Annotated in this window: 26 protein-coding genes; 8 read left to right on the top strand and 18 right to left on the bottom strand. The window is 69.8% G+C overall.

The genetic code is table 11. The annotated features are described in order from the left end of the window. Nucleotides 1-75: 75 nt before the first annotated feature. The 5 genes from U5K29_15465 to U5K29_15445 form a co-directional block, all read right to left on the bottom strand. Nucleotides 76-1,203, bottom strand: coding sequence for a CoA transferase (locus U5K29_15465; protein ID MDZ7679937.1), 1,128 nt, complete (start codon nt 1,201-1,203; stop codon nt 76-78). Then, a complete protein-coding gene (locus U5K29_15460) occupies nt 1,200-2,204 on the bottom strand; it encodes a metallophosphoesterase (GenBank protein MDZ7679936.1) in 1,005 nt (334 codons plus the stop codon). Before U5K29_15460 ends, U5K29_15465 begins: the two co-directional genes overlap by 4 nt. A gap of 19 nt (nt 2,205-2,223) precedes the next feature. Continuing rightward, on the bottom strand, nt 2,224-2,424 hold the full coding sequence (locus tag U5K29_15455) for an acyl-CoA carboxylase epsilon subunit (GenBank protein MDZ7679935.1): 201 nt from the start codon (nt 2,422-2,424) through the stop codon (nt 2,224-2,226). After that, nucleotides 2,421-3,977, bottom strand: coding sequence for an acyl-CoA carboxylase subunit beta (locus U5K29_15450; protein ID MDZ7679934.1), 1,557 nt, complete (start codon nt 3,975-3,977; stop codon nt 2,421-2,423). Before U5K29_15450 ends, U5K29_15455 begins: the two co-directional genes overlap by 4 nt. Nucleotides 3,978-4,043: 66 nt before the next feature. Further along, a complete protein-coding gene (locus tag U5K29_15445) occupies nt 4,044-4,760 on the bottom strand; it encodes a dienelactone hydrolase family protein (GenBank protein MDZ7679933.1) in 717 nt (238 codons plus the stop codon). Between the two features lie 41 nt (nt 4,761-4,801). On the opposite strand from U5K29_15445, the gene U5K29_15440 reads away from it, so the two are divergent. Beyond that, nucleotides 4,802-5,866 (top strand): ATP-dependent DNA ligase, encoded by a 1,065-nt coding sequence (locus U5K29_15440; protein MDZ7679932.1) that lies wholly within the window; start codon nt 4,802-4,804, stop codon nt 5,864-5,866. A gap of 139 nt (nt 5,867-6,005) precedes the next feature. Here the strand turns inward: U5K29_15440 and U5K29_15435 are convergent, their stop codons facing one another. After that, nucleotides 6,006-6,746 carry a GAF and ANTAR domain-containing protein gene (locus U5K29_15435; GenBank protein MDZ7679931.1) on the bottom strand — a complete coding sequence of 247 codons (741 nt, stop codon included), beginning with the start codon at nt 6,744-6,746 and terminating at the stop codon, nt 6,006-6,008. 94 nt (nt 6,747-6,840) lie between these two features. Next, the gene (locus tag U5K29_15430; protein ID MDZ7679930.1) at nt 6,841-7,572 is read right to left on the bottom strand and encodes a GAF and ANTAR domain-containing protein; all 732 of its coding nucleotides are present in this window, start codon (nt 7,570-7,572) and stop codon (nt 6,841-6,843) included. Nucleotides 7,573-7,888: 316 nt separating this feature from the next. On the opposite strand from U5K29_15430, the gene U5K29_15425 reads away from it, so the two are divergent. Further along, nucleotides 7,889-9,610 carry an EAL domain-containing protein gene (locus U5K29_15425; protein MDZ7679929.1) on the top strand — a complete coding sequence of 574 codons (1,722 nt, stop codon included), beginning with the start codon at nt 7,889-7,891 and terminating at the stop codon, nt 9,608-9,610. A gap of 801 nt (nt 9,611-10,411) precedes the next feature. Here the strand turns inward: U5K29_15425 and U5K29_15420 are convergent. Next, complete coding sequence (locus tag U5K29_15420) at nt 10,412-11,290, bottom strand: 5'-3' exonuclease H3TH domain-containing protein (GenBank protein MDZ7679928.1); 879 nt, start codon at nt 11,288-11,290, stop codon at nt 10,412-10,414. A gap of 55 nt (nt 11,291-11,345) precedes the next feature. Between U5K29_15420 and U5K29_15415 the strand changes: the two genes are divergently transcribed. From U5K29_15415 to U5K29_15390, 6 genes are all read left to right on the top strand, one after another. Next, entirely contained in the window at nt 11,346-12,272 is a 927-nt protein-coding gene (locus tag U5K29_15415) for an XdhC family protein (GenBank protein MDZ7679927.1), read from the top strand. Between the two features lie 75 nt (nt 12,273-12,347). Further along, nucleotides 12,348-12,608, top strand: coding sequence for a hypothetical protein (locus U5K29_15410; GenBank protein ID MDZ7679926.1), 261 nt, complete (start codon nt 12,348-12,350; stop codon nt 12,606-12,608). Between the two features lie 30 nt (nt 12,609-12,638). Then, complete coding sequence (locus U5K29_15405) at nt 12,639-13,532, top strand: MoxR family ATPase (protein MDZ7679925.1); 894 nt, start codon at nt 12,639-12,641, stop codon at nt 13,530-13,532. Continuing rightward, entirely contained in the window at nt 13,525-14,652 is a 1,128-nt protein-coding gene (locus tag U5K29_15400) for a VWA domain-containing protein (GenBank protein MDZ7679924.1), read from the top strand. Before U5K29_15405 ends, U5K29_15400 begins: the two co-directional genes overlap by 8 nt. Before the next feature lie 5 nt (nt 14,653-14,657). Then, on the top strand, nt 14,658-14,960 hold the full coding sequence (locus U5K29_15395; protein ID MDZ7679923.1) for a hypothetical protein: 303 nt from the start codon (nt 14,658-14,660) through the stop codon (nt 14,958-14,960). Further along, nucleotides 14,957-15,403, top strand: a complete 447-nt coding sequence (locus tag U5K29_15390) for a hypothetical protein (protein MDZ7679922.1) — start codon at nt 14,957-14,959, stop codon at nt 15,401-15,403. Before U5K29_15395 ends, U5K29_15390 begins: the two co-directional genes overlap by 4 nt. Nucleotides 15,404-15,462: 59 nt before the next feature. Here the strand turns inward: U5K29_15390 and U5K29_15385 are convergent, their stop codons facing one another. Genes U5K29_15385 through U5K29_15340 form a run of 10 tightly spaced genes read right to left on the bottom strand, consistent with a single transcriptional unit; the run spans nt 15,463 to nt 22,277 of the window. Beyond that, entirely contained in the window at nt 15,463-15,840 is a 378-nt protein-coding gene (locus tag U5K29_15385) for a hypothetical protein (GenBank protein MDZ7679921.1), read from the bottom strand. After that, a complete protein-coding gene (locus tag U5K29_15380; GenBank protein MDZ7679920.1) occupies nt 15,837-16,127 on the bottom strand; it encodes a hypothetical protein in 291 nt (96 codons plus the stop codon). The genes U5K29_15385 and U5K29_15380 overlap by 4 nt, the downstream gene beginning before the upstream one ends. A gap of 2 nt (nt 16,128-16,129) precedes the next feature. Beyond that, complete coding sequence (locus tag U5K29_15375; protein MDZ7679919.1) at nt 16,130-16,399, bottom strand: hypothetical protein; 270 nt, start codon at nt 16,397-16,399, stop codon at nt 16,130-16,132. 11 nt (nt 16,400-16,410) lie between these two features. Next, nucleotides 16,411-16,638 carry a hypothetical protein gene (locus U5K29_15370; GenBank protein MDZ7679918.1) on the bottom strand — a complete coding sequence of 76 codons (228 nt, stop codon included), beginning with the start codon at nt 16,636-16,638 and terminating at the stop codon, nt 16,411-16,413. 3 nt (nt 16,639-16,641) lie between these two features. Further along, nucleotides 16,642-16,908: a hypothetical protein gene (locus tag U5K29_15365; GenBank protein ID MDZ7679917.1), complete on the bottom strand. Its 267-nt coding sequence runs from the start codon at nt 16,906-16,908 to the stop codon at nt 16,642-16,644. A 12-nt stretch (nt 16,909-16,920) separates the two neighbouring features. Further along, complete coding sequence (locus U5K29_15360) at nt 16,921-17,514, bottom strand: SRPBCC family protein (protein MDZ7679916.1); 594 nt, start codon at nt 17,512-17,514, stop codon at nt 16,921-16,923. Beyond that, nucleotides 17,508-18,461 carry an XdhC family protein gene (locus tag U5K29_15355; protein ID MDZ7679915.1) on the bottom strand — a complete coding sequence of 318 codons (954 nt, stop codon included), beginning with the start codon at nt 18,459-18,461 and terminating at the stop codon, nt 17,508-17,510. The genes U5K29_15360 and U5K29_15355 overlap by 7 nt, the downstream gene beginning before the upstream one ends. Next, nucleotides 18,458-20,842 carry an aerobic carbon-monoxide dehydrogenase large subunit gene (locus U5K29_15350; GenBank protein MDZ7679914.1) on the bottom strand — a complete coding sequence of 795 codons (2,385 nt, stop codon included), beginning with the start codon at nt 20,840-20,842 and terminating at the stop codon, nt 18,458-18,460. The genes U5K29_15355 and U5K29_15350 overlap by 4 nt, the downstream gene beginning before the upstream one ends. Further along, complete coding sequence (locus U5K29_15345; GenBank protein MDZ7679913.1) at nt 20,839-21,402, bottom strand: (2Fe-2S)-binding protein; 564 nt, start codon at nt 21,400-21,402, stop codon at nt 20,839-20,841. The genes U5K29_15350 and U5K29_15345 overlap by 4 nt, the downstream gene beginning before the upstream one ends. Further along, nucleotides 21,402-22,277, bottom strand: a complete 876-nt coding sequence (locus U5K29_15340; protein MDZ7679912.1) for a xanthine dehydrogenase family protein subunit M — start codon at nt 22,275-22,277, stop codon at nt 21,402-21,404. Before U5K29_15340 ends, U5K29_15345 begins: the two co-directional genes overlap by 1 nt. Between the last annotated feature and the right edge of the window lie 2 nt (nt 22,278-22,279).

Raw genomic sequence — 22,279 nt, 5'->3', positions numbered from 1 at the left:
TTGCTCGAGTCGAGCAGATCACGATCGCCGGGCGACACGGTGTTGGCGGCCTCGACGGGGCTCATCGCGAAAAGGCTACTGCTCGAGCTCGCCCAACACGTCGTCGGTGTCGGCCCCGAGGTCCCGTGCCGGTCGGTCGAGATGGCCCGGCGTGGCCGAGAGGCGGGCGATCAGACCCTGCATGGGGACACCGCCGACCTCGGTGAAGGTGCGACGTGCCCGGTAGTGGGGATCGGCGGCGATGTCGGCCATCGTGTAGACGGGTGCCGCCGCGGCTTCTGCGCCCTCGAAGGCGGTGAGGATTTCGTCGAGGGATCGGTCGGCGATCCAGGCGCCGACCACCTCGTCCACCTCGTCGCGATGGGCGACCCGGCCCTCGAAGGTGTCGAAGCGCGGGTCGTCTCCGGCGCCGACCAGCTTCATCACCCGGCGGGCCACCGACTCCGCCGAGGTGCTGATGGCCACCCACTTGCCGTCCGCGGTGCGATAGGTGCTGCGGGGGACCGTGTAGGGGATGCCCGAGCCGAGGCGGACGGGCAGCTCGCCGGTGGTGGCATAGACCGAGAACAGCGGGCCCATGAGCGAGAACATGCTCTCGAGCAGGTTCACGTCGACCACCTGTCCCTGCCCCGAGTGCACCGCGACCATGGTGGCGAAGGCGGCGACCAGTGCGGCGACCTCGTCGGTGAGGGCGATCGGGGGGAGGAGCGGGCCACCGTCGGGCTCGCCGTTGATGGCGGCGAACCCCGACATGGCCTCGGCGAGGGTGGCGAACCCGGGGCGCTGCGCGTACGGCCCGTCCTGGCCGAACCCCGACACCCGGGTGACGACCAGCTTCGGGTTGCGCGAGATCAGCTCGTCGGGATCGAACCCGAGAGCCTCGAGCTTGCCGGGCCGGAAGTTCTCGATGAGCACGTCGGCGCTGTCGATCAGGGCGTGGAGGGCCTCGCGGCCCGAGTCCGACTTGAGGTCGAGCACCACGCTGCGCTTGCCCCGCCCGCACAGCTTCCACCAGAAGGCGACGTCGTCGGCGGGATCACGCCAACCCATCGAGCGGGTGGTGTCGCCACCGTCGGGTCGCTCGACCTTGATCACGTCGGCCCCGAAGTCGGCCAGGTAGCGGGCACAGCCGGGACCGGCGATCACCGTGGCCAGGTCGATGACCCGCAGGTCGGCGAGAGGTCCCCGGCCGTCGCCGCTCACGCGCGGGGCCAGATCGCGAAGCAGCGGTCGGACAGCTCGCCGAGCGCGTAGGACGGGTAGTCGATCAACCCCTCGTAGAGGCCCCGACAGGTCTCGGACCACTCCAGCGCCTCCGGTGCCGAGATCCGGCGGTGCACCTGGAGCACCCCGCCCTCGAACACCCGGTACTCGGCCCACGACCCGGGGAAGTCCTTCACACAGGCCACCTCGACCCACGGGAGGTCGCCGGTGGCCGAGAACTGGCGCACCCGGTTGCGGTGGGTGTGGCCGGCGAAGTAGCCCGCGATCTCGGGGCGGTGGGCGACGACCTCGACCAGCGCCTCGGACGAGTCGGGGTCGATCCCGAAGTAGTCGTGGGGACGCTGGGCGGAGTCGGGCGACCAGGGGTGATGGTGCCCGAACACCAGCACCGGCACCTCGCTGCCCGCAGCGTTGTCGTCGAGCCACTCGAGGTGTGCGGGGTCGATGGAGCCGCCGGCGTGGTGGGGCCGGGTGGTGTCGATCATCAGCAACCGGACACCGGGGAGATCGACCCGGAACGGTCCTTCGGGCATGAAGTCCTGGCCGAGGTAGGCGTCGTGGTTCCCCCGGATGTGCACGAGCCGATCGCCGAAGGTGTCGCCGTAGCACTCGAGGAACTCGCCGTACTCGTCTCGGGTGCCCTCGTCGGTGAGATCGCCCTTCACCAGCACGACCTTCGGGTCGATCGCCTCGATCTCGGCGACCGCGGCGCGGTTCATCGTCTCGGGGTAGGGCGGGGCGCCGTCGGGACCGGTGAAAACCGCGGTCTCGACACCGGCGATGACACCGGCCTCGGTCTCGCCGAAGTGCACGTCGTTGACGGTGGCGAACCGGCACAGCAGCTCGCCGGGCCTGGGGAGGGTCCGGAACGACACGCCGCGTAGCTCGTGATCGGTGTCGGGGGCGAGCCCGGCGTGGACGTGGACCGTCGTGGCGTCGTGGAACACCGCTTCGTCGTCGGCGACCGTGGTCAGATCCATGCGGTCCAGGATGGCCCGACTAGAAGGCAGACGGGCGGTCGCGGCGCGAGGGGATCGGCTTGGACCACCAGCGCCCCGAGAACCGCCAGCGCGGTGGGGCAGGGGGCGGAGCGGAAGCGGGCGCCGGCTGGGCGGTGGCGACCTCGACCGCGGCCACGATGGCCGCCAGCTCTTCGGAGTCGGGAGCGGGCCCGCGGGTGACGACGATGTCGGGACTCACAGCGGGACGTTCCCGTGCTTGCGCTTGGGAAGCTCCTCGCGCTTGGAGCGCAACATCTCGAACCCGGCGATGAGCTTGCTGCGAGTCTCGGCCGGTTCGATCACGTCGTCGACGTAGCCGCGTTCGGCGGCCACGTACGGGTTGGCGTAGCGCTCGACGTACTCGTCGACCAGTTCGGCCCGGCGCGCCTCGGGGTCGGCGGCGGTCTGCAGCTCGCGCCGGTAGACGATCTCGACCGCGCCCTGGGGTCCCATCACCGCCAGCTCGGCTGACGGCCAGGCGAAGGCCAGGTCGGCACCGATCGACTTGGAGCTCATGACCACGTAGGCGCCACCGTAGGCCTTGCGGGTGACGACCTGGATCATCGGGACGGTGGCCTCGCAGTAGGCGTAGAGCAGCTTGGCACCGTGACGGATGATGCCGCCGTACTCCTGGTCGACACCGGGCAGGAACCCGGGGACGTCGACGAAGGTGAGGATGGGGATGTTGAACGCATCGCAGGTGCGGACGAAGCGGGCGGCCTTCTCGGCCGATTCGATGTCGAGCACCCCGGCGAGGACCATGGGCTGATTGCCGACGACGCCCACCGGGCGGCCGTCGAGGCGAGTGAAGCCGCAGACGATGCTGCGGGCCCAGTGGGGGAAGTACTCGAAGAACTCGCCGTCGTCGACGACCGACTTGATGACCGACGTCATGTCATAGGGCAGGTTGGGGCTGGCCGGCATGAGGTCGACCAGATCGTCGCAGAGACGGTCGGCGTCGTCGGTCGGCTCGAAGGCCGGGGGCTCTTCGAGGTTGTTGGACGGCAGGTAGCTCAACAGGAACCGCACCTCGTCCAGGCACTCCTTCTCGCTGTCGGCGACGAAGGTGGCGACACCGGACTTGGAGGCGTGGCTCTGGGCGCCGCCCAGCTCCTCGAGGGTGACCTCCTCGCCGGTCACCGTCTTCACCACGTCGGGCCCGGTGATGAACATGTGCGACGACTCGCGGACCATGAAGATGAAGTCGGTCATGGCGGGGCTGTACACGGCGCCACCGGCACACGGGCCGAGCACGACCGAGATCTGGGGCACCACCCCCGACGCCTGCACGTTGCGCCAGAAGATACCGCCGTAGCTGTCGAGGGAGACCACGCCCTCCTGGATGCGCGCGCCGGCACCGTCGTTGAGCCCGACGACCGGCGCACCGACCGACACCGCCATGTCCATCATCTTGTGGATCTTCTCGGCGAAGACCTCACCCAGCGCGCCGCCGAACACGGTGAAGTCCTGGGAGAACACGAACACCTTGCGGCCGTCGACCGTTCCCCACCCGGTGATCACCCCGTCGGTGTAGGGGCGCTCCTCGAGCCCACTGGTGTGCGCCCGGTGACGGGCGAGCATGTCGAGCTCGTGGAACGACCCCTCGTCGAGGAAGTACTCGATGCGCTCGCGAGCGAGCATCTTGCCCTTCTCGCGCTGGCGTTCGACCGCTCGTTCCGAACCGGCGTTGCGGGCGTCTTCCTTGTGCTTGCGCAGCTGCTCGATGCGTTCGCTGAGGGGAATCTCGGCCATGCCAGCAGGCTACCCCGAGTACCGATCGGCCCAGAAAGCCGGTAGTGAGATGTCACGGCAGCGGCGTCAGCGCACCGGTGGAAGGTGCTCGGCGAGGAACCCCGCGGTCCGGGTCCAGGCCTGGGCGGCGGCGTCGGGGTTCCAGAAGTTCTCCGACAGGTGGTTGTCGAAGGCGTGACCGGCGTCGGGTTGCACCAGCATCTCGACGTTGGGCATCGACGCCGTGGCGGATCGGATGGTCTCGATGTCGTCGGCCGGGAGGAACGGGTCGTTGCCACCGAAGTGGAACAGCAGCGGGCACGAGATGTCCTCCGCCCGGTCGATCGACGCCGCGACGCCGCTGCCGTAGTAGGACACGGCGACGTCGAGGTCGTACTCGGCCGCCATCAGGAACGCTTGGGTACCACCGAAGCAGAACCCGAGCACGCCGACCCCGCCGATGACCTCGGGGAGCTCGCGGAGGTGCTCCAGCGCGGAGCCGAAGTCGGCGAGTCCCTGCTCCTGGTCGAACTGACCCGCCACCTCCATGCACGTGGCGAGGTTGGCCTCGGTGAAGGCCTCGACGGTGAAGTTCGGCTGCACCCGCCAGAAGGCGTCGGGCGCCAGCACCACATAGCCCAGCTCGGCGAGGCGTTCGGCCACCGCCCGGATGTAGCCGTTGACCCCACCGACCTCTTGGATGAGCAGGATGCCGGGACCGGACCCCGACGCGGGGAGGGCGACGTGACCGTCGAACTGGTCGCCGTCGCGGGCGGTGATGTGCTCGGTGCGCGTGCTGACCATTCCCCAACGCTAGCGATCGGGCCGGCTTCTAGCCTGGGATCGTGGAACTGCCCGTCATGCCTCCGGTGTCGCCGATGCTGGCCAAGGCGATCGTGGCCATCCCCAACCGCGACGACCTGTGGTTCGAACCCAAGTGGGACGGGTTCCGCTGCATCGTGTTCCGCGACGGCGACGAGGTCGAGCTCGGCAGTCGCAACGAGCGGCCACTCACCCGCTACTTCCCCGAGCTCCTCGACCCGCTGCGGGCCGCCCTCCCCGATCGGTGCGTGATCGATGGCGAGATCGTCGTTCCTGGGGGCGACGGGCTCGACTTCGAGGCGTTGCTCCAGCGGATCCACCCCGCCGACTCGCGTGTCCAGCGGCTGGCCACCGAGACCCCGGCGTCGTTCGTGGGCTTCGACCTGCTCGCGCTCGACGACGAGGACTGGCGCCGACGGCCCTTCGGTGAGCGACACCTGGCGCTCGCCGAGGCGTTGGGCGACGCGACCCCGCCGATCCACCTCACCCCCGGCACCACCGATCGAGGCACCGCCGAGGACTGGTTCGACCGGTTCGAAGGAGCGGGGCTCGACGGGGTGATCGCCAAACCGGTCGGCGATCCCTACGTCGAGGGCAAGCGGACCCAGTTCAAGATCAAGCACAAGCGCACCGCCGAGTGCGTGGTCGCCGCCTACCGCGTGCACAAGAGCGGCGACGGTGTCGGGTCGTTGCTGCTCGGCCTCTACGACGACACCGGCACCCTGCAGTTCGTGGGCGGGGCGTCGGCGTTCAAGGCAAAGGAGCGCCCCGAGCTGGCGGCCAGGCTCGCCCCCTACGTCGACCATGATCCGGTCGATCACCCGTGGGTCGGCGAGGCCGCCACCGGCGAGGGCGGCCAGCGTCGGCCGGGGGCGGAGAACCGTTGGAACGCGGCCAAGGACAAGACGTTCGTGCCGCTCGAGCCCGAGCTGGTGGCCGAGGTGGCCTACGACCAGCTCCAGGGCGGACGGTTCCGCCACTCCACCCACCTCCTCCGCTGGCGCGACGACCGCGACCCCACAAGCTGCACCTACGACCAGCTCGAGGTCCCCGTGCCCTCCGAGCTCCACGAGGTCTTCGGCGCCTGACCGGCCGCACGCGTCACGGCCACCACATCCGCACGATCACGCCCGACGGCGGCTGATCGCTCGCCCCCACAGATCAGCGAATCAGGAGAGCCTCGGGTGGTGGGGTGACGACCGGCTCGCGCGTGCGCGGCCTCCCGATTCAGTCGGCCGCGCCAGCAGGTGGTCGATCGAGCTCGGAGCCCCGCAGGGCACCGCTGACCACGTCTGTGGCCACGTCGACCAGGCGCAGGTTGTGGTTCCGGGCGTGGTTGCGCAGCCGGGCGAACGCCTGCTGCAGGTCGAGGTCCTCGCGCTCGGCGATCATGCCCTTGGCCTGCTCGATGGCGATGCGACTGTTCAGCGCATGGTTCAACTGATCGTTCAGCACCTGGGCTTCGAGCGCGGACCGGTGCTGGAGGATGGCGATGGTGGCCACGTCGGCGAACGCCTGGGCCGCCGAGACATCAGCGATGGTCATCGGTCCCGGCTCGACGTTGAACAGGTTGAGCGCTCCGATCACGCTGCCGCGCAGGCGCATGGGCAACGCCTGCACCGACCGGAACCCCGCCGCCAGGGTCTCGGCCGAGAAGCGGGGCCATCCACCAGTCGATTCGGCCAGGTCGGGGTTCTCCACCGGCACGCCGGAGTGGAAGCAGTCGAGGCACGGCCCTTCCTGGGCTTGGATCTCGAAGAGCTCGAGCACCCTCATGGCGTCGCTGGAGGACGCCATGGACCGCAAGCCTCCGTCGGGGGCAGCCAGCATGATCCCCGCCGCACCGATGTCGAGCACCTCGACACAACGACCGGTCAAGAGGGTGAGGAGCTCGACAACATCGAAATCGGCGACGAGTGAGTCGGCCAGTTCGACCAAGGTCGATGCAAGCGCCGCTTCTCTGGTCATGTGAGCTCCAGTCGTCGGCATCGGCCGCGGTCGTCCCGAACGCCGGTGGCGATCGGACAGGAACCAGATACTGGTGGCAATATTAGCGGAGACCTCATGGCGTGGGCTTCGCCTCGCCGCTGGCCGGGTCGAAGCGCAACATGCGGGCGACGACGTCCCGTCCCACATCGTCGACATGACGATCGGCGCCGAAGGCGTGCGCCCGAAGTCGGATGTGGGCGTCGGCGACCGAGGTGTCGAGCTGAGCGGCAACCATGCCGGCGGCCTGGTGCACCACGTACTGGAAGTCGGCTCCGGCTTCGAGCTCGGCCGCCACCATCCCCTCCGGTGCCTTCGCCTGCAGGAGCAGCACCGACTGGGCAGCGACCTCCGCCATGACCAGCGCGTCGGCGTGTTGCTCGTCGGTCAGCGGGCCGGACCGGTCGCAGTAGAGATTGAGCGCACCCAGACGAACGGCACCGACCCGTAGCGGGAAGCCGAACACGGCACGGGCTCCCGCAGCTGTCGCCGGTGGCGTGAAGGCCAGCCAACGTGGTGTCACGGGATCGGCCAGATCGGGCTCGAGCACCGGCAGATCGAGCTGGTAGGCGTCGACGCACGGTCCCTCGCCCAGGTCGTACTGCAACTGCTCGATGAGGTGGCTGACACCATCGGTGGTACACACCGACCCTCGAGGAACATCGCCCGACATCAGCATGATCCCGGCGCCGGTCATCACCGTGGCCTCGGCACACACCCGGCACAGCCGCTGGCTCGCGCCGTCGTCGGGGTCGCCCTCCGCGAGGCGCCCCAGGATCCGGAGGCGCCGCTCTCCACCGCTGCTCACGGCCCTGGGTCCGGGACAGAGGTGGGGAACACGGCCCCGATGGGCCTGAGGAGGTCGCGACACCCGTTGCTGGTGGCAGCGGGACCCGAGTCGATGTGAGCCATGAGACCTTCCTGGTTCGGCGAGCAGGTCGCGCTACCAGGGTCTGGAGCACCGCTTCCGGGCCAACGGTCCGCTGGCCCGACACCTCAGGGCTGGCGTGTCACTCCCTACCGTACACCTGTGCATCGACTGCGAGTCGGCTAGCCTCTCGCGAAACCAAGCTCGCGTTGCTCCAGACCCTGGTGGCGCCTCACCGGTGCAGAGGAGCAACGCCGTGACGTCGACGCCCCCGGAGACGACCACCGAGCACGCGTTCCACCGTCTCGTGGCAGACGGCGCTCGCGACCTGCACGTGGTCACAGCGGCGGATGCGACCGTGAGGTTCGCCTCCGCCGCGAGCCGGCGGCTGTTCGGATGGGAACCGGCTGAGATCGTGGGATCACCACAAGCCCTTCTGGTGCATCCCGACGACACGGCCGTGGTGGGCAACGCTCACCGCCAGGTGCTGTTCGGGCCGACCGACTCGGTGACCTCGGTGTGGCGATTCCGATGCGCCAACGGGACCTACCTCTGGACCGAGGTCGTGTCGAGGGCTGTCCTCGACAACGGTGAGCCACTGGTGGTCTCGACCATCCGTGACATCAGCGACCGTCACCAGACCGAGCTCGAGCTTCGCCGGCTCGCCACGACCGATCCGCTCACCGGCACCGCCAACCGGACCGTCTTCATGGATCGCCTCGAGCATGCCTTGAGCCAGCTCGAACGCCGCGTGGGTGTGGTCGCGGTCTTCTTCGTGGATCTCGATCAGTTCAAGGCGATCAACGACACGGTCGGCCACCTGGTCGGCGACGCCGTGCTGCTCCAGACCGCCGAACGGCTCCGGAGCCTGCTGCGGCCGCACGACACCTTGGCCCGACTCGGTGGCGACGAGTTCGCGATCGTTGTCGAGAACCTGTCCTCGCCCGATGAGGTCGCCGCCCTCGGCGAGCGGATCGTCGCCGCCGGACGTGCACCGTTCACCATTGGCAACGAGGGGATCCAGTGCACGATCAGCGTTGGCACCTCGGCGACCGCCGACGCCCGGCACGGGGCAGAGGCGTTGCTCGAGGAAGCCGACTTGGCGCTGTACCGGGCCAAAGGCCACGGGCGGGATCGCTGCGACCAGTTCGACGACGCCCTGCGCACCCGTGCGGTCGGTCGACTCGGGATCGAGCGCATGCTCCGCCATGCCATCGACGAGGACCGCCAGCGCGTGGTCTACCAGCCGATCATCGACCTGCAGACCGGCGCGCCCGTCGCGGCCGAGGCGCTGATCCGGATCTGGGATGCCGAGCGCTCCACGCTCATCGACGCAGAGGCGTTCATCGATGTCGCCGAGCAAGCGGGTCTGTTGGTCCCACTGGACGGGTGGGTGTTGGCCGAGGCGATCGGCCAGGCCGCCAGATGGTGCGTCGACTTCGAAGGTCGCGAGTTCGAGGGAGTGGCAGTGAACCTCACGTCTCGGCACCTGTCCGACACGGGATTCGCCGAGTCCGTGCTCGAACAGCTCGCCGCATCGGGACTGCCGACCAGTGCGCTGCAGATCGAGGTCACCGAGCGGGTGGTGCTGGAGTCGTCGAACTCGGCGCTGTCTGGCCTGTCGGCACTTCGCGACCAGGGCGTGAAGGTCGGGCTGGACGACTTCGGGACGGGCTACTCGTCACTGTCGCATCTGCGACTGTTCCCGCTCGACTTCGTGAAGATCGACCGCACGTTCGTGCACGCGCTGGATCGGGGCGGCATCGAGCCGGCGATCGTCAAGGCGATCATCGACATCGGCCATGCCCTCGACATGACCGTGACCGGCGAAGGGGTCGAGACCCAGCGCCAGCTCGACCAGCTGGCGTCTCTGGGTTGCGATCGCGCCCAAGGGTTCCATCTCGCGCGCCCGGGCCCGGCGATGGCGGTCGAGGACAGCATGCTCAGGCCGGGCCTGCTGGGTTCGGCCATCAGCTGATCGTCGCGACGAGTCCGCGCCCCGAGGTGTGGCACCAGCCGGTGGGAGGCCGTCAGTCCTGTTTGCGGCGGCTCGGTTGCACCCGGCGAGGCTCGGTGGGCTGCTTGGCGAAGTTCGGAGGCCAGGGCGCGTCGCCCAGGCCGCCCTCCTCGTCCCAGGCGACGGGGCACGACACCTGGGCGTTGGGGGTGTCGCGCGCCGAGTAGGCCGAGGCAGGCCCTCCGGACCTCGAGGAAGTCCCACCTCGCGCCGACACGGACGTTGATGTGGATGCCCCGCGAGCCCGACGTCTTGGCGAAGCCGACCAGGTCGTGCTCGGCGAGGACGTCGCGCACGAGCAGCGCCACGTCTCGCACCGCCGAGAAGGGAACCTCGGGTTGGGGGTCGAGGTCGATGCGCAGTTCGTCGGGGTGGTCGAGATCCCACCGGCGCACGGCCCACGGGTTGAGGTCGAGGCAGCCGAGGTTCACCGCCCAGAGGATGTGGGCGACGTCGGTGGGGCACAGCTCGGTGGCGGTACGGCCACTGGGGAAGGCGACGGTCGCGGTCGAGAGCCAGTCGGGGCGCGAGTCGGGCACCCGCTTCTGGAAGAACGGTTCGGTGCCCTGCCCGTCCGGGTAGCGCTTGAGCACCGTGGGACGGGCCTTGACGCCCCGGAGCGCCCCCGCCCCGACGGTCCAGGTAGTACTTCGACCAGGTCCATCTTGGTGACGCCGGCGGCGGCAAAGAACACCTTGTCGGGGTTCGAGACCCGTACCTCGTGGCCGTCGACGGTGACCGTGGCGGAGGGAGTGGCCACGGTCAATCCCTACGTTCGGCCAGCTGCTCGGCCCGTTCGGCCAAGCCAGGCGCATCGAGCGCGGCGGCCACCTCGGCGAACCCGGAGCGTGGACCGGCCCATCGCAGCTCGTCGACCGAGCCGACGAGATCGAGGTCGTCGACGAGGGTGGCGAGGCGCCGGAACAGCAGGGCGTTCTCGCGGTGCTCGGCGAGGGTGGTGGCCAGCCGGGCGGCGCCCCGAACCGTGACGTCCCACTCGGCGGGGTCGTCCGGGATGGCCTCGACGTGGCCCCACCGGGCCAGCACCGTGGCCGCCGACTTGGCGCCCCACCCCGGCACGCCGGGGAAGCCGTCGGCGGTGTCGCCGACCAGGGCGAGCCAGTCGGGGATCGACTCGGGAGGCACGCCGAACTTGTCGATCACCTCGGCCACCCCACTGATGGTGCCCTTGCGGCGGTCGTACTGGACGATACGGTCGTCGACCACGCACTGGGCCAGGTCCTTGTCGGGAGTGGCGACGAGGACCCGGTCGACCTGGGGGTCTGCCGCAGCGGTCTTCGCCAGGGAGGCGAGGGCGTCGTCGGCTTCGTGGTCGACCATGGCGTACACCGCGAACCCGGCGGAGGTGAGGGTGTCCTCGAGCAGTCGGAACTGCGACAGCAGTACCGGGTCGACACCGGAGCCGTCCTTGTAGGTGGGCCACAGGTCGTTGCGGAACGACTCGATGACCTTGTCCGTGGCGACGGCCACGTGGGTGGCGCCGTCCTCGAGCAGCATGAGCATCGAACCGACCACCGCCCGGACCGCACCCACCTCACGGCCGTCGCCGGTGACGTGCGATGGCACGGCGTAGAAGTGACGGAACAGCTCGTAGGTGCCGTCGATCAGGTGGACCTGCATTCGTTCATTCTCGCCCACCGATCAAGACGAAGGCAGGCTCGATAGGCTCGGGCACGTGTACGACATCGCGCTGAGCGTGGCGGCCTGCCGGCGGGCCGACACCCGCGTCGATGTGGCCTGGATCGTCGACACCGAGCAGCTGGGGGCCGTCGATCCCACCGGCGCCTTGGCCCTGACACCGGGCGGCGGCCGCATCGGCTCCCTGCTCGACGGTGCGCTCGACAGCCAGCTGGCCGAGCTCGCCGGACTCCAGCCCAGCACCGGCCGCCTGCACGACCTGGATGTGAGCGCGATCGACGCCGCGGTCGCCGGGCTTCCTGCCGGAGGCCGGGCCCGTTGCGTACTGACACCAGCCTCGGAGCTACCCGACGAGCTGTGGCAGGTGCTCATCGACCGTCAGCCGGCATGTCTGGTCAGCCGACTCGACGGCGACCGGATCACCTCCACCACGCTCTACACCGGAGCCACGATCGACGACGCCGACGACCAGGTGGCCGAGCGGTTCCGTTCCGGTGCGGCCAGCGTGAGCGTCGACGGCGACACGCTGGTGACGGTGCTGGCCCCGACCACCAAGCTCGTCCTCGTCGGTGGTGGGCCGATGGTCGAGGCGCTGGTGGCAGCGGGTGCCCTGCTCGGCTGGCAGACCGCGGTCGCGGCCGACGCCTCGACCGCGACCGGGCTGATCGCCGGTCTCTCGGCGGGCGACTGCGTGGTCGTCGCCCACCACGACCTCGAGGTCGCCGGTGCCGCGCTGGACGCGGCGCTCGACACCGACGCCGGATACATCGGCGCCCTCGGCTCGCGGAGGATGCAACAGGCCCGGGCCGACTGGCTCGCCTACCGGGGCGTGACCGACCTCGACCGGGTCCACGGCCCCGCCGGGCTCGACATCGGCGCCAACAGCCCGCCCGAGGTGGCGGTGGCGGTCCTGGCCGAGGCGCTGGGCGCGCTCTACCGATCGACTCCCCCGTCTGGGACCTGATCGTCCAAGGCGCAACCACTCCGGTCCACTGGTAGCGTGAAGCCGACGGGACCCATGGGGAAAGGAGCTGCCGCCATGACCCACGAGACCGACGAAACCCGCGACGTGCTCCGCGCCGTGTGGGCGGCCCAGGGCGAGGTCGCCCTGCCGGTCGACGAGGACTGCAGCCCCACCAAGCAGTGCAAGAACACCCGCGAGATCACCTTCGACGGCTTGGCCGAACCCGGAACCGACCTCGGTGAGGCCTGGCGCGACCGGTTGGCCCGCGAGGGCAAGCTCAACACCTCCGGCGGCACCGTGGGCGACCTCGTGTTCGGCCAGTCCGATTCCCGCTGACATCGGCGCACGGGGCGATCCGGTCGGTCGATGACGAACCCGGGCACCAGCGAGCCGCCAGGTAGCGTCGCCGAGCTCACCGACACCCTGCGGCGCGGTGGCTACCTCGCCGACCGCGGTCTCGCCACCGCGATGTTCGTCGCCCTCGAGCTGGGGCGACCCCTGCTGCTCGAAGGAGAGGTCGGCGTCGGCAAGACCGAGCTGGCCAAGGTGCTGGCCACGGTGTCGGGCCGGCGACTCGTGCGCCTGCAGTGCTACGAGGGGATCGACACCAACCAGGCGCTCTACGAGTGGGACTACGCCCGCCAGATGCTGCAGATCCGGGCCCTGTCCGAGCACCAGGTCGCCGACGACGAGGCGGTCGACAAGCTGTTCAGCCCCAAGTTCCTCCTCGAGCGGCCGCTGCTCGATGCCTTGCGAGCCGGCGACGGGTGTGTGTTGCTCATCGACGAGATCGACCGGGCCGACGACGAGTTCGAGGCCTTCCTCCTCGAGCTGCTGTCCGACTACCAGATCACCGTGCCCGAGGTCGGCACCATCGCCGCCGAGACCCGGCCGGTGGTGATCCTCACCTCCAACCGCACCCGCGAGCTGCACGACGCCCTCAAGCGCCGGTGCCTCTACCACTGGATCGGCTATCCCACCGTCGAGCGCGAGCTCGAGATCCTCCAGGTCCGCGCCCCCGGGGTGCCCGAGGCGTTGGCGCACAAGGTGGTCGCCGCGGTGCACCGCCTGCGCGAGCTCGACCTGGCCAAACCCCCAGGGGTGGCCGAGACCCTCGACTGGGTGGCGTCGCTCGATGTGATCGGCGCGACCGACCTCGACCCGACGAGCGCGGACGACACCCTCGGGTCGGTGATCAAGGACCGCGACGACCTCGACCTCGTGCGCGACGACCTGGCCGACGTCATCGGTGATGGCTGAGCTCGCCGTCTCCGATCTGCTCGTCGAGTTCGGCCACGAGCTGCGCGAGGCCGGCATGGCGATCGGTTCGGGCGACGTGGTGACCTACTGCACCGCGGTTGCCGCCCTCGACCCCACCGACCTGGTCGACCTCTACTGGGCGGGGCGCACCACCCTGGTGACCCGCCGCGACCAGATCACGGTCTATGACCGGGTGTTCCGCCACTTCTTCCTCGGCGAGGACGCCCCAGGGGCCGATGTGCTCCAGACCCCCACGGACAGCGTGAGCGGCCGGGAGGCGGTGCTGCAGATCCCCGACTCCGAACCGGGCGACGAGTCCTCCGAGGAGGACGAAGCACAGCTCGGCCTCGTGGCCTCCGGCTCCGAGGTGTGGAGGAACAAGGCCTTCTCGGCCTGCACCCCTGAGGAGCTGGCTGCGCTGCGGCGCATCATGGCCCGGACCCGGCTGCGGCCACCCCAGCGCAGAACCCGGCGCAGCGCGCCCACCCGCTCCGGTCGACGCCTCGACGCCCGCCGCATGGCGCGCGAGACCATGCGGATGCACGGCGAGCCGGGCGACCTCCTGTGGCTTCGCCGCAAGCTCCGCATCCGCCCGGTCGTGTTGATCCTCGACGTGTCGGGGTCGATGTCGGACTACTCGCGCAACCTCTTGCAGTTCGCCCACTCGGCCCGACGGGCATCGGACCGCGTCGAGGTCTTCTGCTTCGGCACCCGACTCACCCGCATCACCAAGGCGCTCGACCGGCGGCGCGCCGACGACGCCATGGCCCGCGCCGCCGACGAGGTGTTCGACTGGGACGGCGGCACCCGCATCGGCGACTCGCTCGACGAGTTCGTGCGCCGGTGGGGGCGGCGAGGCACCAGCAGGGGCGCGATCGTCGTCATCTGCTCCGACGGGCTCGATCGGGGCGACCCTGCGGTGCTGGCGGGGGCCATGGAGCGCCTCCACCGGCTCAGCCACCGGGTCGTGTGGATGAACCCCCACAAGGGCGACGACCCCGAGTTCCGGCCCACATCGCTCGCGATGATGGTCGCTGCTCCCCACATCGACATCATCGTCTCCGGCCACAACCTGCGCAGCCTCGAGGAGTTCGCCACGATGCTGCCCGAGCTGAGGTGAGCGCGATGGAGACGATGAGGTGGAGCGTGTCGGTGGTGGCCGAGGGCGACCGGGTGGTGACCCACGACGAGGTCGTTGCGCTGGCCGACGCCGTCGCCCCCATGGGCGGCATCGCCAGCGGCATCGGCACCATGAGCTACGGCGCGCAGGTCATCGTCGAGGCGGCGACGGCCGACGAGGCGGTCGAGGTCGCCGTGCCCGCGTTCCTCCGGGCGGCCGAACAGGCCGGGTTACCGGATTGGCCCGCCACCAGGGCCGAGGTCATCGGCGAGCTCGACGACCTGGTCGACCCCGAGGAGCCGGGATGATCCGGCTCGGGTCGCTCGCCGGCTACCCCTTCGAAGGGCCCCGGGTGCTCGCCGGCTGGACACCGCCCGCGTCGCCTGGGGTGTACGGCATCCTCACCCGGCCCGATCCCGAGTCCAAGCCCCAGCGGTTCGCGGTGATCTACGTCGGTCACGGCGACGACCTGTCGCGCGAGCGGTTCCCGTTCAAGCACCCGCAAGCCTCCTGCTGGACCAAGCGGGCCGGCGACCGGTTCAACCTGCACGTCTGCACCTACGAGGTGCCTGGCGGCCTGCCCGCACACCGCGAGCAGATCGTCCGCGAGCTCATCGCCATGTACCAGCCGAGCTGCAACCCCGAGCAGTACGACCCGGCCTGGCGGGACGAGTGGATCGGCAGCTACGAGGCCCCCACCACCGGACCCCTCACCACCGGGCGCGACCCCTCGGGACACGACGGCAGCTGAGATCGATAGGTGAGCTCCCGGTTTGGGGGGAGCTGTCGGGCAAGCGCTCCGCGCTGACGCTATGAGCTGCCCGCGCCGTCGGGTCGGTAGCCGACGGCCTCGGTGAGACGGCTGCGGCGGGTGCCCATGGCGGGTCGGGCCGGGGGTCGCTGTGCCGACTCGGGTGTCGGTTCGTAGGTGGCGCCGGTGACGATCCCCTCGGCCATGTTGAACAGCAGGGGAAGCGCGCCGGCGACGACACCGCCGGTGTGGTTGATGTGTGCGACACCGGGTGCGATCGGCTCGGCGTTGGCCTTGATGGTCCACACCGTCTCGGCGCACTCCTCGAGCTTGCCGGCGACGCGGGTGAGCTGGGAGCCGACGATGAACAGGTAGGCCGCCAACACGGCGACGAGCGCCACGATGACGACGACCGAGAGGACGACGAGCGTGGTCATGAGCGCACCTTCTCGAGGACCCGGCCGAGGAACAGGTGGTGCTCGAGCCCTTCGTTGAGCACCGCCTCGACCCGCTGGGCGGTCTCGGCGATGAGCGCTGTGTCGGCGGTGTTCTCCGCCGCCTGGTCGAGCGTGGAGCGGATGAGATCGACCCGCTGCTCGATCGAGCGGACGAGCATCACCAGGATCGTGAGCAACGCCGCAACGGCGATCACCACGACCGCCCCGGCGATGATCGCTCCCCACCACAGGTTCTCCTGCGTAGACGTCAGTGCCAGTACGACCATCCTCAGCCTCCCAACCGGGTGCGTCCGCGCCGGAGGCCGGCGACGATGGCCTCGGCGGACTCGTTCGTCGTCTTGAGCTCGGCGAGGGCCGCGGTGTTGTGCACCGCAGCACCCAGCCCGTCGTTGATGCGGGTGGCGTCGGTGCCGATCGACCGGGCCAGCAGCAGGATCGGTACCACCAGCGCCACCACCACCAACACCACCACCCCACCGATGACATAGCCGACCACCCATCCGGTGATCGACTCGGACGCCAGCACCAGGCTCGACATCGAGACCCCCATCAGATCGACTCGCTGAAGTCGCGGACCGGCTTCAGGCTCTCGTTGACCGATGCCACGACGGTCGGCACGGTGCTGGTCTTGTCGGCGATCACCTGCACACCCCCGACGACCTGGCCGAGGGTGGCGTGGATCGCCCGCAAGTGGAAGATGACCCGGATGAGACCGAGCGCGGCGGTGGCGATGATCAGGGTGGCGAGCACCAGGGTCACGATGGCGGCGGCGGGCACGATTCAGTCCTCCTTCGGTGGCAGGAGCTTGGCGACCGAGCCGGCGTAGCGAACGGCGCCGACCGATACGTCGTGGATGGTGGCGTCGGTGGTGGCCAGCAGCTCGGGTGTGTCGTCGAGCTCGCCGATGAGGGCGACCCCACCGGCGAGGATGTCGTCGGAGGCGGCCCGGATCCGTTCGAGCGCAGCCAGCACTCGGTTGAGCAGCGCCACCAGCACCGGCACCACCGCCAGAAGCAGGATCAGGTTTCCGAGTCCCCACAGGGTCATGACAGCTCCTCGTCAGGCGTTGGTGGCGGCGGGTGGACGGTACGGAAGGAAGAACCGCCCCAAGACCCGGGCCAGGGCCATGCGCGCCGCGCGGAACGCGATCACCAGACCACCGGCCGGCTTGACCGTGTCGATCTGATCGGGCGAGACGCCACGGCGGATGGCATCGACGCGGTTCGTCATGTTGGTGGCGAAGTCGTCCATCAGCACCGAGGTGACGTCGGAGACCATGCCCCGCCCGTACTGGGCGGCCGCACCCGACAGCGTCAGGTCGATGCTCACCTCGACCCGCGAACCGCTCGACGTGTTGGCGACCGTGGCGGTCAGCAGCATCGCCGCCTGGCCCCGGCCCTTCACGTCGGCCCCGGAGGCGTCGACGACGATGCGGCGGTTGGCGTCGTCGCGCTCGGTGATGGTGGCGGTGCCGCCGAACTCGAGCCGGACCGGACCGAGCCGGATGGCGACCCCGCCCTCGAAGCTGTTCTCGCTGGTCTGGTCGCTGAGCTCGGCGCCGGGCAGGCATGCCGCGACCTGCGGGATGTCGTCGAAGAACCGCCAGACGTCGTCGGCGGGCTCGGCGACCTCGAAGTCGTTGGTGATCAGCATCGGGCCCCCGGGGTGAAGTGGGCTTCGGGATCCTTCTCGAACGCCGCCCGGCAGCCGGGACAGCAGAAGTAGTAGGTGGTGCCCTGGTACTCGAAGGGCCGGCCCGAGGCGTCGGCGGTGACGGTCATGCCACACACCGGGTCGATGGCCTCGGCCGGGCGAACCACGGCAGCGGCACCAGCGTCGGCGGGCGTGAGCTCGCCTGCTGCTCGCAGCTGCACGATCTCGGCGAGCACGGCGACCGCCATCTCGCGGTGGCTGGTGTGACCGAGGTCGAGGCCGACCGGCACCCGGACCTGTTCGAGCACGTCGGAGGGGACGCCGCGGTCGGCGAGGTAGCCGAGCACGGCCTCGCCCCGGCGGTGCGAGGCGACCAGCCCCACGTAGGCGGGATCGGCGGCGACGACCTGTTCCAGCACCTCTTCGTCGCCGTGGCCCTGGGTGGCGACGACCACCATCGAGCGCTGATCGACCGTCGAGGGTGAGAAGTCGGGGGCGTCGACGATGTCGACCGACCAGTCGAGCACCCCGGCCATGTCGGCCAGGGTGTGAGCCATCGGGGATCGTCCCACCACCACGAGGTGGGGTGCGGGTTGCACCGGTTCGATGTGGATCTGCATCGCTCCCTCGCTCTGACAGGCCATGGCGATCGACGTCATCCCCTCGGGAACATCGCCGAACTGGTCCGGGGCTCCGAGCACCAGCAGCCGGGGTTCTCGATCGGCCAGCGACCGCTGTGCCTCGCGGATGAGGACCGGCTCGGAGCAGGCTCCACCGATCCAGCCGTGGAGCTCGCCCGAGCGGGTCACGATGGCCCGCGAGCCGTGCTGGCCCGACGTCGGTGCCTGGCGCCACACGACGGTGGCCAGCGCGAACTCCTCGCCACGGCGAGCCAGCTCGACCGCCCGTTCGACGATGCCCCAGCCGTCGGACCGCTGCTCGTTCACGACTCGTCCGTCTTCACTGGAGGTGCCCCGGAGACATCCCGGCCGGTGCTGAGGGCCTCGTAGACACGGTCGGGCAGCAGCGGCATGTCGATGTTGCGCACGCCGGTGTGGCTGATCGCGTCCATGACCGCGTTGACGAAGGCAGCCGGACCGCCCACGGTGGCGCACTCGCCGACCCCCTTCGCTCCGATGGGGTGGTGCGGACACGGGGTGACCACCTCGTGCAGCTCGAAGCCGGGGGTCTCCCAGGCGGTGGGCAACAGGTAGTCCATGTAGTTGGAGCCAACGCAGTTGCCGTCGGCGTCGAAGGTGATGAACTGCATGCTGGCCATGGCAAAGGCCTCGGTGAGCCCACCCATGATCTGGCCCTCGACGATCATCGGGTTGATCCGCACGCCGCAGTCGTCGACCGCGACCAGGTTCAACACGTCCCACACCCCGGTCTCGGGATCGACCTCGACGGTGGCGATGTAGCAGGCGAAGGGCCAGGTGAGGTTGGGCGGGTCGTAGTAGGCCGTGTTCTCGAGACCGGGCTCCATGCCGTCGGGCACGTTGGTGTAGGCCGCCATCGCGCACTCCTGGATGGTGACGCCACGGTCGGGTGCGCTGCGCACGTAGAACCGGCCGAGCTCCCACTCGATGTCCTCCTCGGACACCTCGAGCAGGTGGGCCGCCAGCTTGCGGGCCTTGGCCCGGATCTTGCGGGCCACCATCGACACGGCGGCGCCGGCGACCGGGGTGCTGCGCGACGCGTAGGTGCCCATCCCGAACGGAGCGGTGTCGGTGTCGCCCTCCTCGACGATGATGTCCTCTGCCGGGATGCCGAGCTCGTGGGCGACGATCTGGCCCCAGGTGGTCTCGTGCCCTTGGCCCTGGGTCTTGGCGCCGGTGCGGAGGATGGCCTTGCCGCTCGTGTGGACCCGCAGCTCGGCCGAGTCGAACATCTTGATGCCCAGGATGTCGTACTCGCGGCTGTTGCCGGCACCGAGCGGCTCGGTCATGGTGGAGATGCCGATGCCGAGGAGGCGACCGCGCCGGCGGGCTTCTTCCTTCTGGCGCGCGAAGTCGGCGTAGCCCACCGCCTCGAGCCCCACCTCGAGGCACTTGCCGTACTGACCCGAGTCGGTGAGGAATCCGAACGGGGTGCGGTGGGGGAAGTCGTCGTCGCGCACGAAGTTCATGCGGCGGATCTCGGCCTGGTCGATGCCCAACTCGTCGGCCGCGGCTTGCACCATGCGCTCCTGGAAGAACATGGCCTCGGTGACCCGGAACGAACAGCGGTAGGCGACCCCTCCGGGGGCCTTGTTGGTGTAGACGCCCCTGGCGGTGAGATGGGCGGCACCGACGTCGTAGCAGGCGAAGGTCGAGTGCATGAGCCCGATCTTGAACTTGCTGGGCTGGGCGTCGGCGAAGAAGGCCCCGTGGTCGGAGTCGGTGTGCATCCGGACCCCGAGGATCTTGCCGTCCTTGCGCAGGGCCAGCTCGCCCTTGAGGTAGACGTCGCGACCGAAGCCGGTGGAGATGAGGTTGCCCGACTTGTCCTCGATCCACTTGACGGGCCGTTCGAGCAGGATCGAGGCGAGGATCGACGCCACATAGCCGGGATAGACCGGCACCTTGTTGCCGAAGCCGCCGCCCAGGTCGGGCGAGATGATGCGGATCATGTGCTCGGGCAGCTCGGCCACCAGGGCCACCGCGGCGCGAATGATGTGGGGCGCCTGGGTGGTCATGTAGACGGTGAGCTTGGAGGTCGACCGGTCGAAGTCGGCGATCGACCCGCAGGCCTCGATCGGCGACGGGTGCGATCGGGGGTAGTGGAGGTCGAGGGTCGACACGTGGTCGGCCTCGGCGAAGGCCCGCTCGGTGGCCTCGCGGTCGCCGACCTCCCAATCGAAGATGACGTTGTCGGCCTGACCCTCCTTGTCGTCGCGGATCAGGGGGGCGTCGGGTGCCAGCGCCTGTTCGGGGTTGACGATCGGGGCAAGGGGCTCGTAGTCGACGACGATGGCCTCGCACGCGTCCTTGGCGGTGTACGGATCGTCGGCGATGACACAGGCCACCTCCTGGCCCTGGAACCGCACCTTGTCGGTGGCCAGCACCGCCTGGGTGTCATAGGAGAGCGTCGGCATCCACGCCAGGTTGCGGGCGGCCATCATCTCGCCGGTGAGCACCAGGTGGACGCCGGGGATCTCCCACGCCTTGCTGGTGTCGATCGAGGTGATGCGGGCATGGGCGAGGGGGCTGCGGAGGATCTCCATGTGGAGCATGTCCGGCAGCACGATGTCATCGACGTAGTTCCCCGTGCCGCGGATGAAGCGGTTGTCCTCGACCCGCTTTCGGCTGGCCCCCAAGCCGCCGATCTTGACCTCGTCGAGCGTCATGGCTGCTCCTCGTCGTGTCGGTCGCCTCCACCGCCGGTGTCGGGTCCGCGCATCTTGTCCGCCGCCCACAGCACCGACTTGACGATGTTCTGGTAGCCGGTGCAACGACAGAGGTTGCCCGACAGCGCCCAGCGCACCTCGTCCTCGGTGGGGTCGGGGTTGCGGTCGAGCAACGCCTTGGCGGCCAGCATCATCCCGGGGGTGCAGAACCCGCACTGGAGGCCGTGCTCGTCGCGGAAGCCCTCCTGGACGGGGTGCAGCTCGCTGGCCCCGGCCAGCCCTTCCACCGTGGTCACCTCGTGACCGTCGGCCTGGACGGCCAGCATCGTGCAGCTCTTGACCGGTTGACCGTCGTACAACACGGTGCACGCACCGCAGTTGGTGGTGTCGCAGCCGGTGTGGGTGCCGGTGAGGCGGAAGGCCTGACGGAGCAGGTGGGCGAGCAGCAACCGCGGCTCGACATCGGCGCTGCGGCGTTGACCGTTGACAGTGACGGTGATGCGCCGGACCGGGACATCGGCCGCGGGTTCGGGGGAGATCTCCGAGAAGAGACTCGTCATCAGGCTGCCCTCTCGTCGGATTCGAGCACGTTGGTGAGGATGCGCACCACGAAGGTGCGCACGACCTGTCGCTTGTAGGAGGCGCTGCCGCGGTGGTCGCTGCGGGGCTGGGCCGCCTCGGCCGCGAGGTCGGCGGCACGGTTGATCGCGTCGGGCGACAGTGCCGCCCCGACCAGCGCCTGCGCGGCGTCGGTCGCGGCGATGGTGGAGCTGCCGACACCGGTGAGGCCGACACCTGCCCGGGACACCGACCCGTTCACGAGGTCGAGGGCCACCGCGACACCGGCGGTGGCGAAGTCGCCGATGCGGCGTTCGAGCTTGAGGTACCCGCCCGCCGGGGTGCCGGCGGGGGCGGGGACGACGGCCTCGACCGCCACCTCGTCGTGGGCGAGCACGTTCTGGAACGGTCCGGCGACGAAGTCGGCGACGGGGATCGAGCGACGACCCTGCGGGCCCTGGGCCACGACCTGGCCGTCGAGGGCCACCATGGCCGACGCCCAGTCGCCCTGGGGGTCGGCGTGGCAGAGCGAGCCCACGAGGGTGCCCCGGGTGCGCACGATGGGGTCGGCCACCAACGGCGCAACCGCCGCCAGGACCGGCTGTGCGTCGGCCAACGTCGTCGACTGCTCGAGGTCGACGTGGCGGCACAGCGCACCGATGTGAATCGACCCGTCGGGGTCGACCCGGTGGTAGTCGAGGCCGGGGATGTGGTTGATGTCGACGAGCAGCTCGGGTGAAGCGAACCGCAGCTTCATCATCGGGATGAGACTCTGGCCACCCGCCAGGACCTTGGCCTCGCCGCCGCCCCGGTGCAACAGGTCGATCGCCGCCTCGACGGTTGTGGGTGCTTCATACTGGAATCGTGACGGGTACACGG

This window comes from Acidimicrobiales bacterium (assembly GCA_034521975.1).
Taxonomy (GTDB): domain Bacteria; phylum Actinomycetota; class Acidimicrobiia; order Acidimicrobiales; family SKKL01; genus SKKL01.
Note: the sequence above shows the minus strand (reverse complement) of the source record. Positions and strands in the feature narration are given on the sequence as shown.

Bases quoted from the DNA above. Each gene is read 5' to 3' on its own strand.
- U5K29_15445 (MDZ7679933.1), bottom strand. From the start codon at position 4,760: ATGGTCAGCACGCGCACCGAGCACATCACCGCCCGCGACGGCGACCAG.
- U5K29_15350 (MDZ7679914.1), bottom strand. From the start codon at position 20,842: ATGACGCTCGACGAGGTCAAGATCGGCGGCTTGGGGGCCAGCCGAAAG.
- U5K29_15395 (MDZ7679923.1), top strand. From the start codon at position 14,658: ATGGAGACGATGAGGTGGAGCGTGTCGGTGGTGGCCGAGGGCGACCGG.
- U5K29_15420 (MDZ7679928.1), bottom strand. From the start codon at position 11,290: ATGCAGGTCCACCTGATCGACGGCACCTACGAGCTGTTCCGTCACTTC.
- U5K29_15405 (MDZ7679925.1), top strand. From the start codon at position 12,639: ATGACGAACCCGGGCACCAGCGAGCCGCCAGGTAGCGTCGCCGAGCTC.
- U5K29_15345 (MDZ7679913.1), bottom strand. From the start codon at position 21,402: ATGACGAGTCTCTTCTCGGAGATCTCCCCCGAACCCGCGGCCGATGTC.
- U5K29_15460 (MDZ7679936.1), bottom strand. From the start codon at position 2,204: ATGGATCTGACCACGGTCGCCGACGACGAAGCGGTGTTCCACGACGCC.
- U5K29_15380 (MDZ7679920.1), bottom strand. From the start codon at position 16,127: ATGGTCGTACTGGCACTGACGTCTACGCAGGAGAACCTGTGGTGGGGA.
- U5K29_15450 (MDZ7679934.1), bottom strand. From the start codon at position 3,977: ATGGCCGAGATTCCCCTCAGCGAACGCATCGAGCAGCTGCGCAAGCAC.
- U5K29_15385 (MDZ7679921.1), bottom strand. From the start codon at position 15,840: ATGACCACGCTCGTCGTCCTCTCGGTCGTCGTCATCGTGGCGCTCGTC.
- U5K29_15410 (MDZ7679926.1), top strand. From the start codon at position 12,348: ATGACCCACGAGACCGACGAAACCCGCGACGTGCTCCGCGCCGTGTGG.
- U5K29_15400 (MDZ7679924.1), top strand. From the start codon at position 13,525: ATGGCTGAGCTCGCCGTCTCCGATCTGCTCGTCGAGTTCGGCCACGAG.
- U5K29_15365 (MDZ7679917.1), bottom strand. From the start codon at position 16,908: ATGACCCTGTGGGGACTCGGAAACCTGATCCTGCTTCTGGCGGTGGTG.
- U5K29_15435 (MDZ7679931.1), bottom strand. From the start codon at position 6,746: ATGACCAGAGAAGCGGCGCTTGCATCGACCTTGGTCGAACTGGCCGAC.
- U5K29_15375 (MDZ7679919.1), bottom strand. From the start codon at position 16,399: ATGTCGAGCCTGGTGCTGGCGTCCGAGTCGATCACCGGATGGGTGGTC.
- U5K29_15360 (MDZ7679916.1), bottom strand. From the start codon at position 17,514: ATGCTGATCACCAACGACTTCGAGGTCGCCGAGCCCGCCGACGACGTC.
- U5K29_15390 (MDZ7679922.1), top strand. From the start codon at position 14,957: ATGATCCGGCTCGGGTCGCTCGCCGGCTACCCCTTCGAAGGGCCCCGG.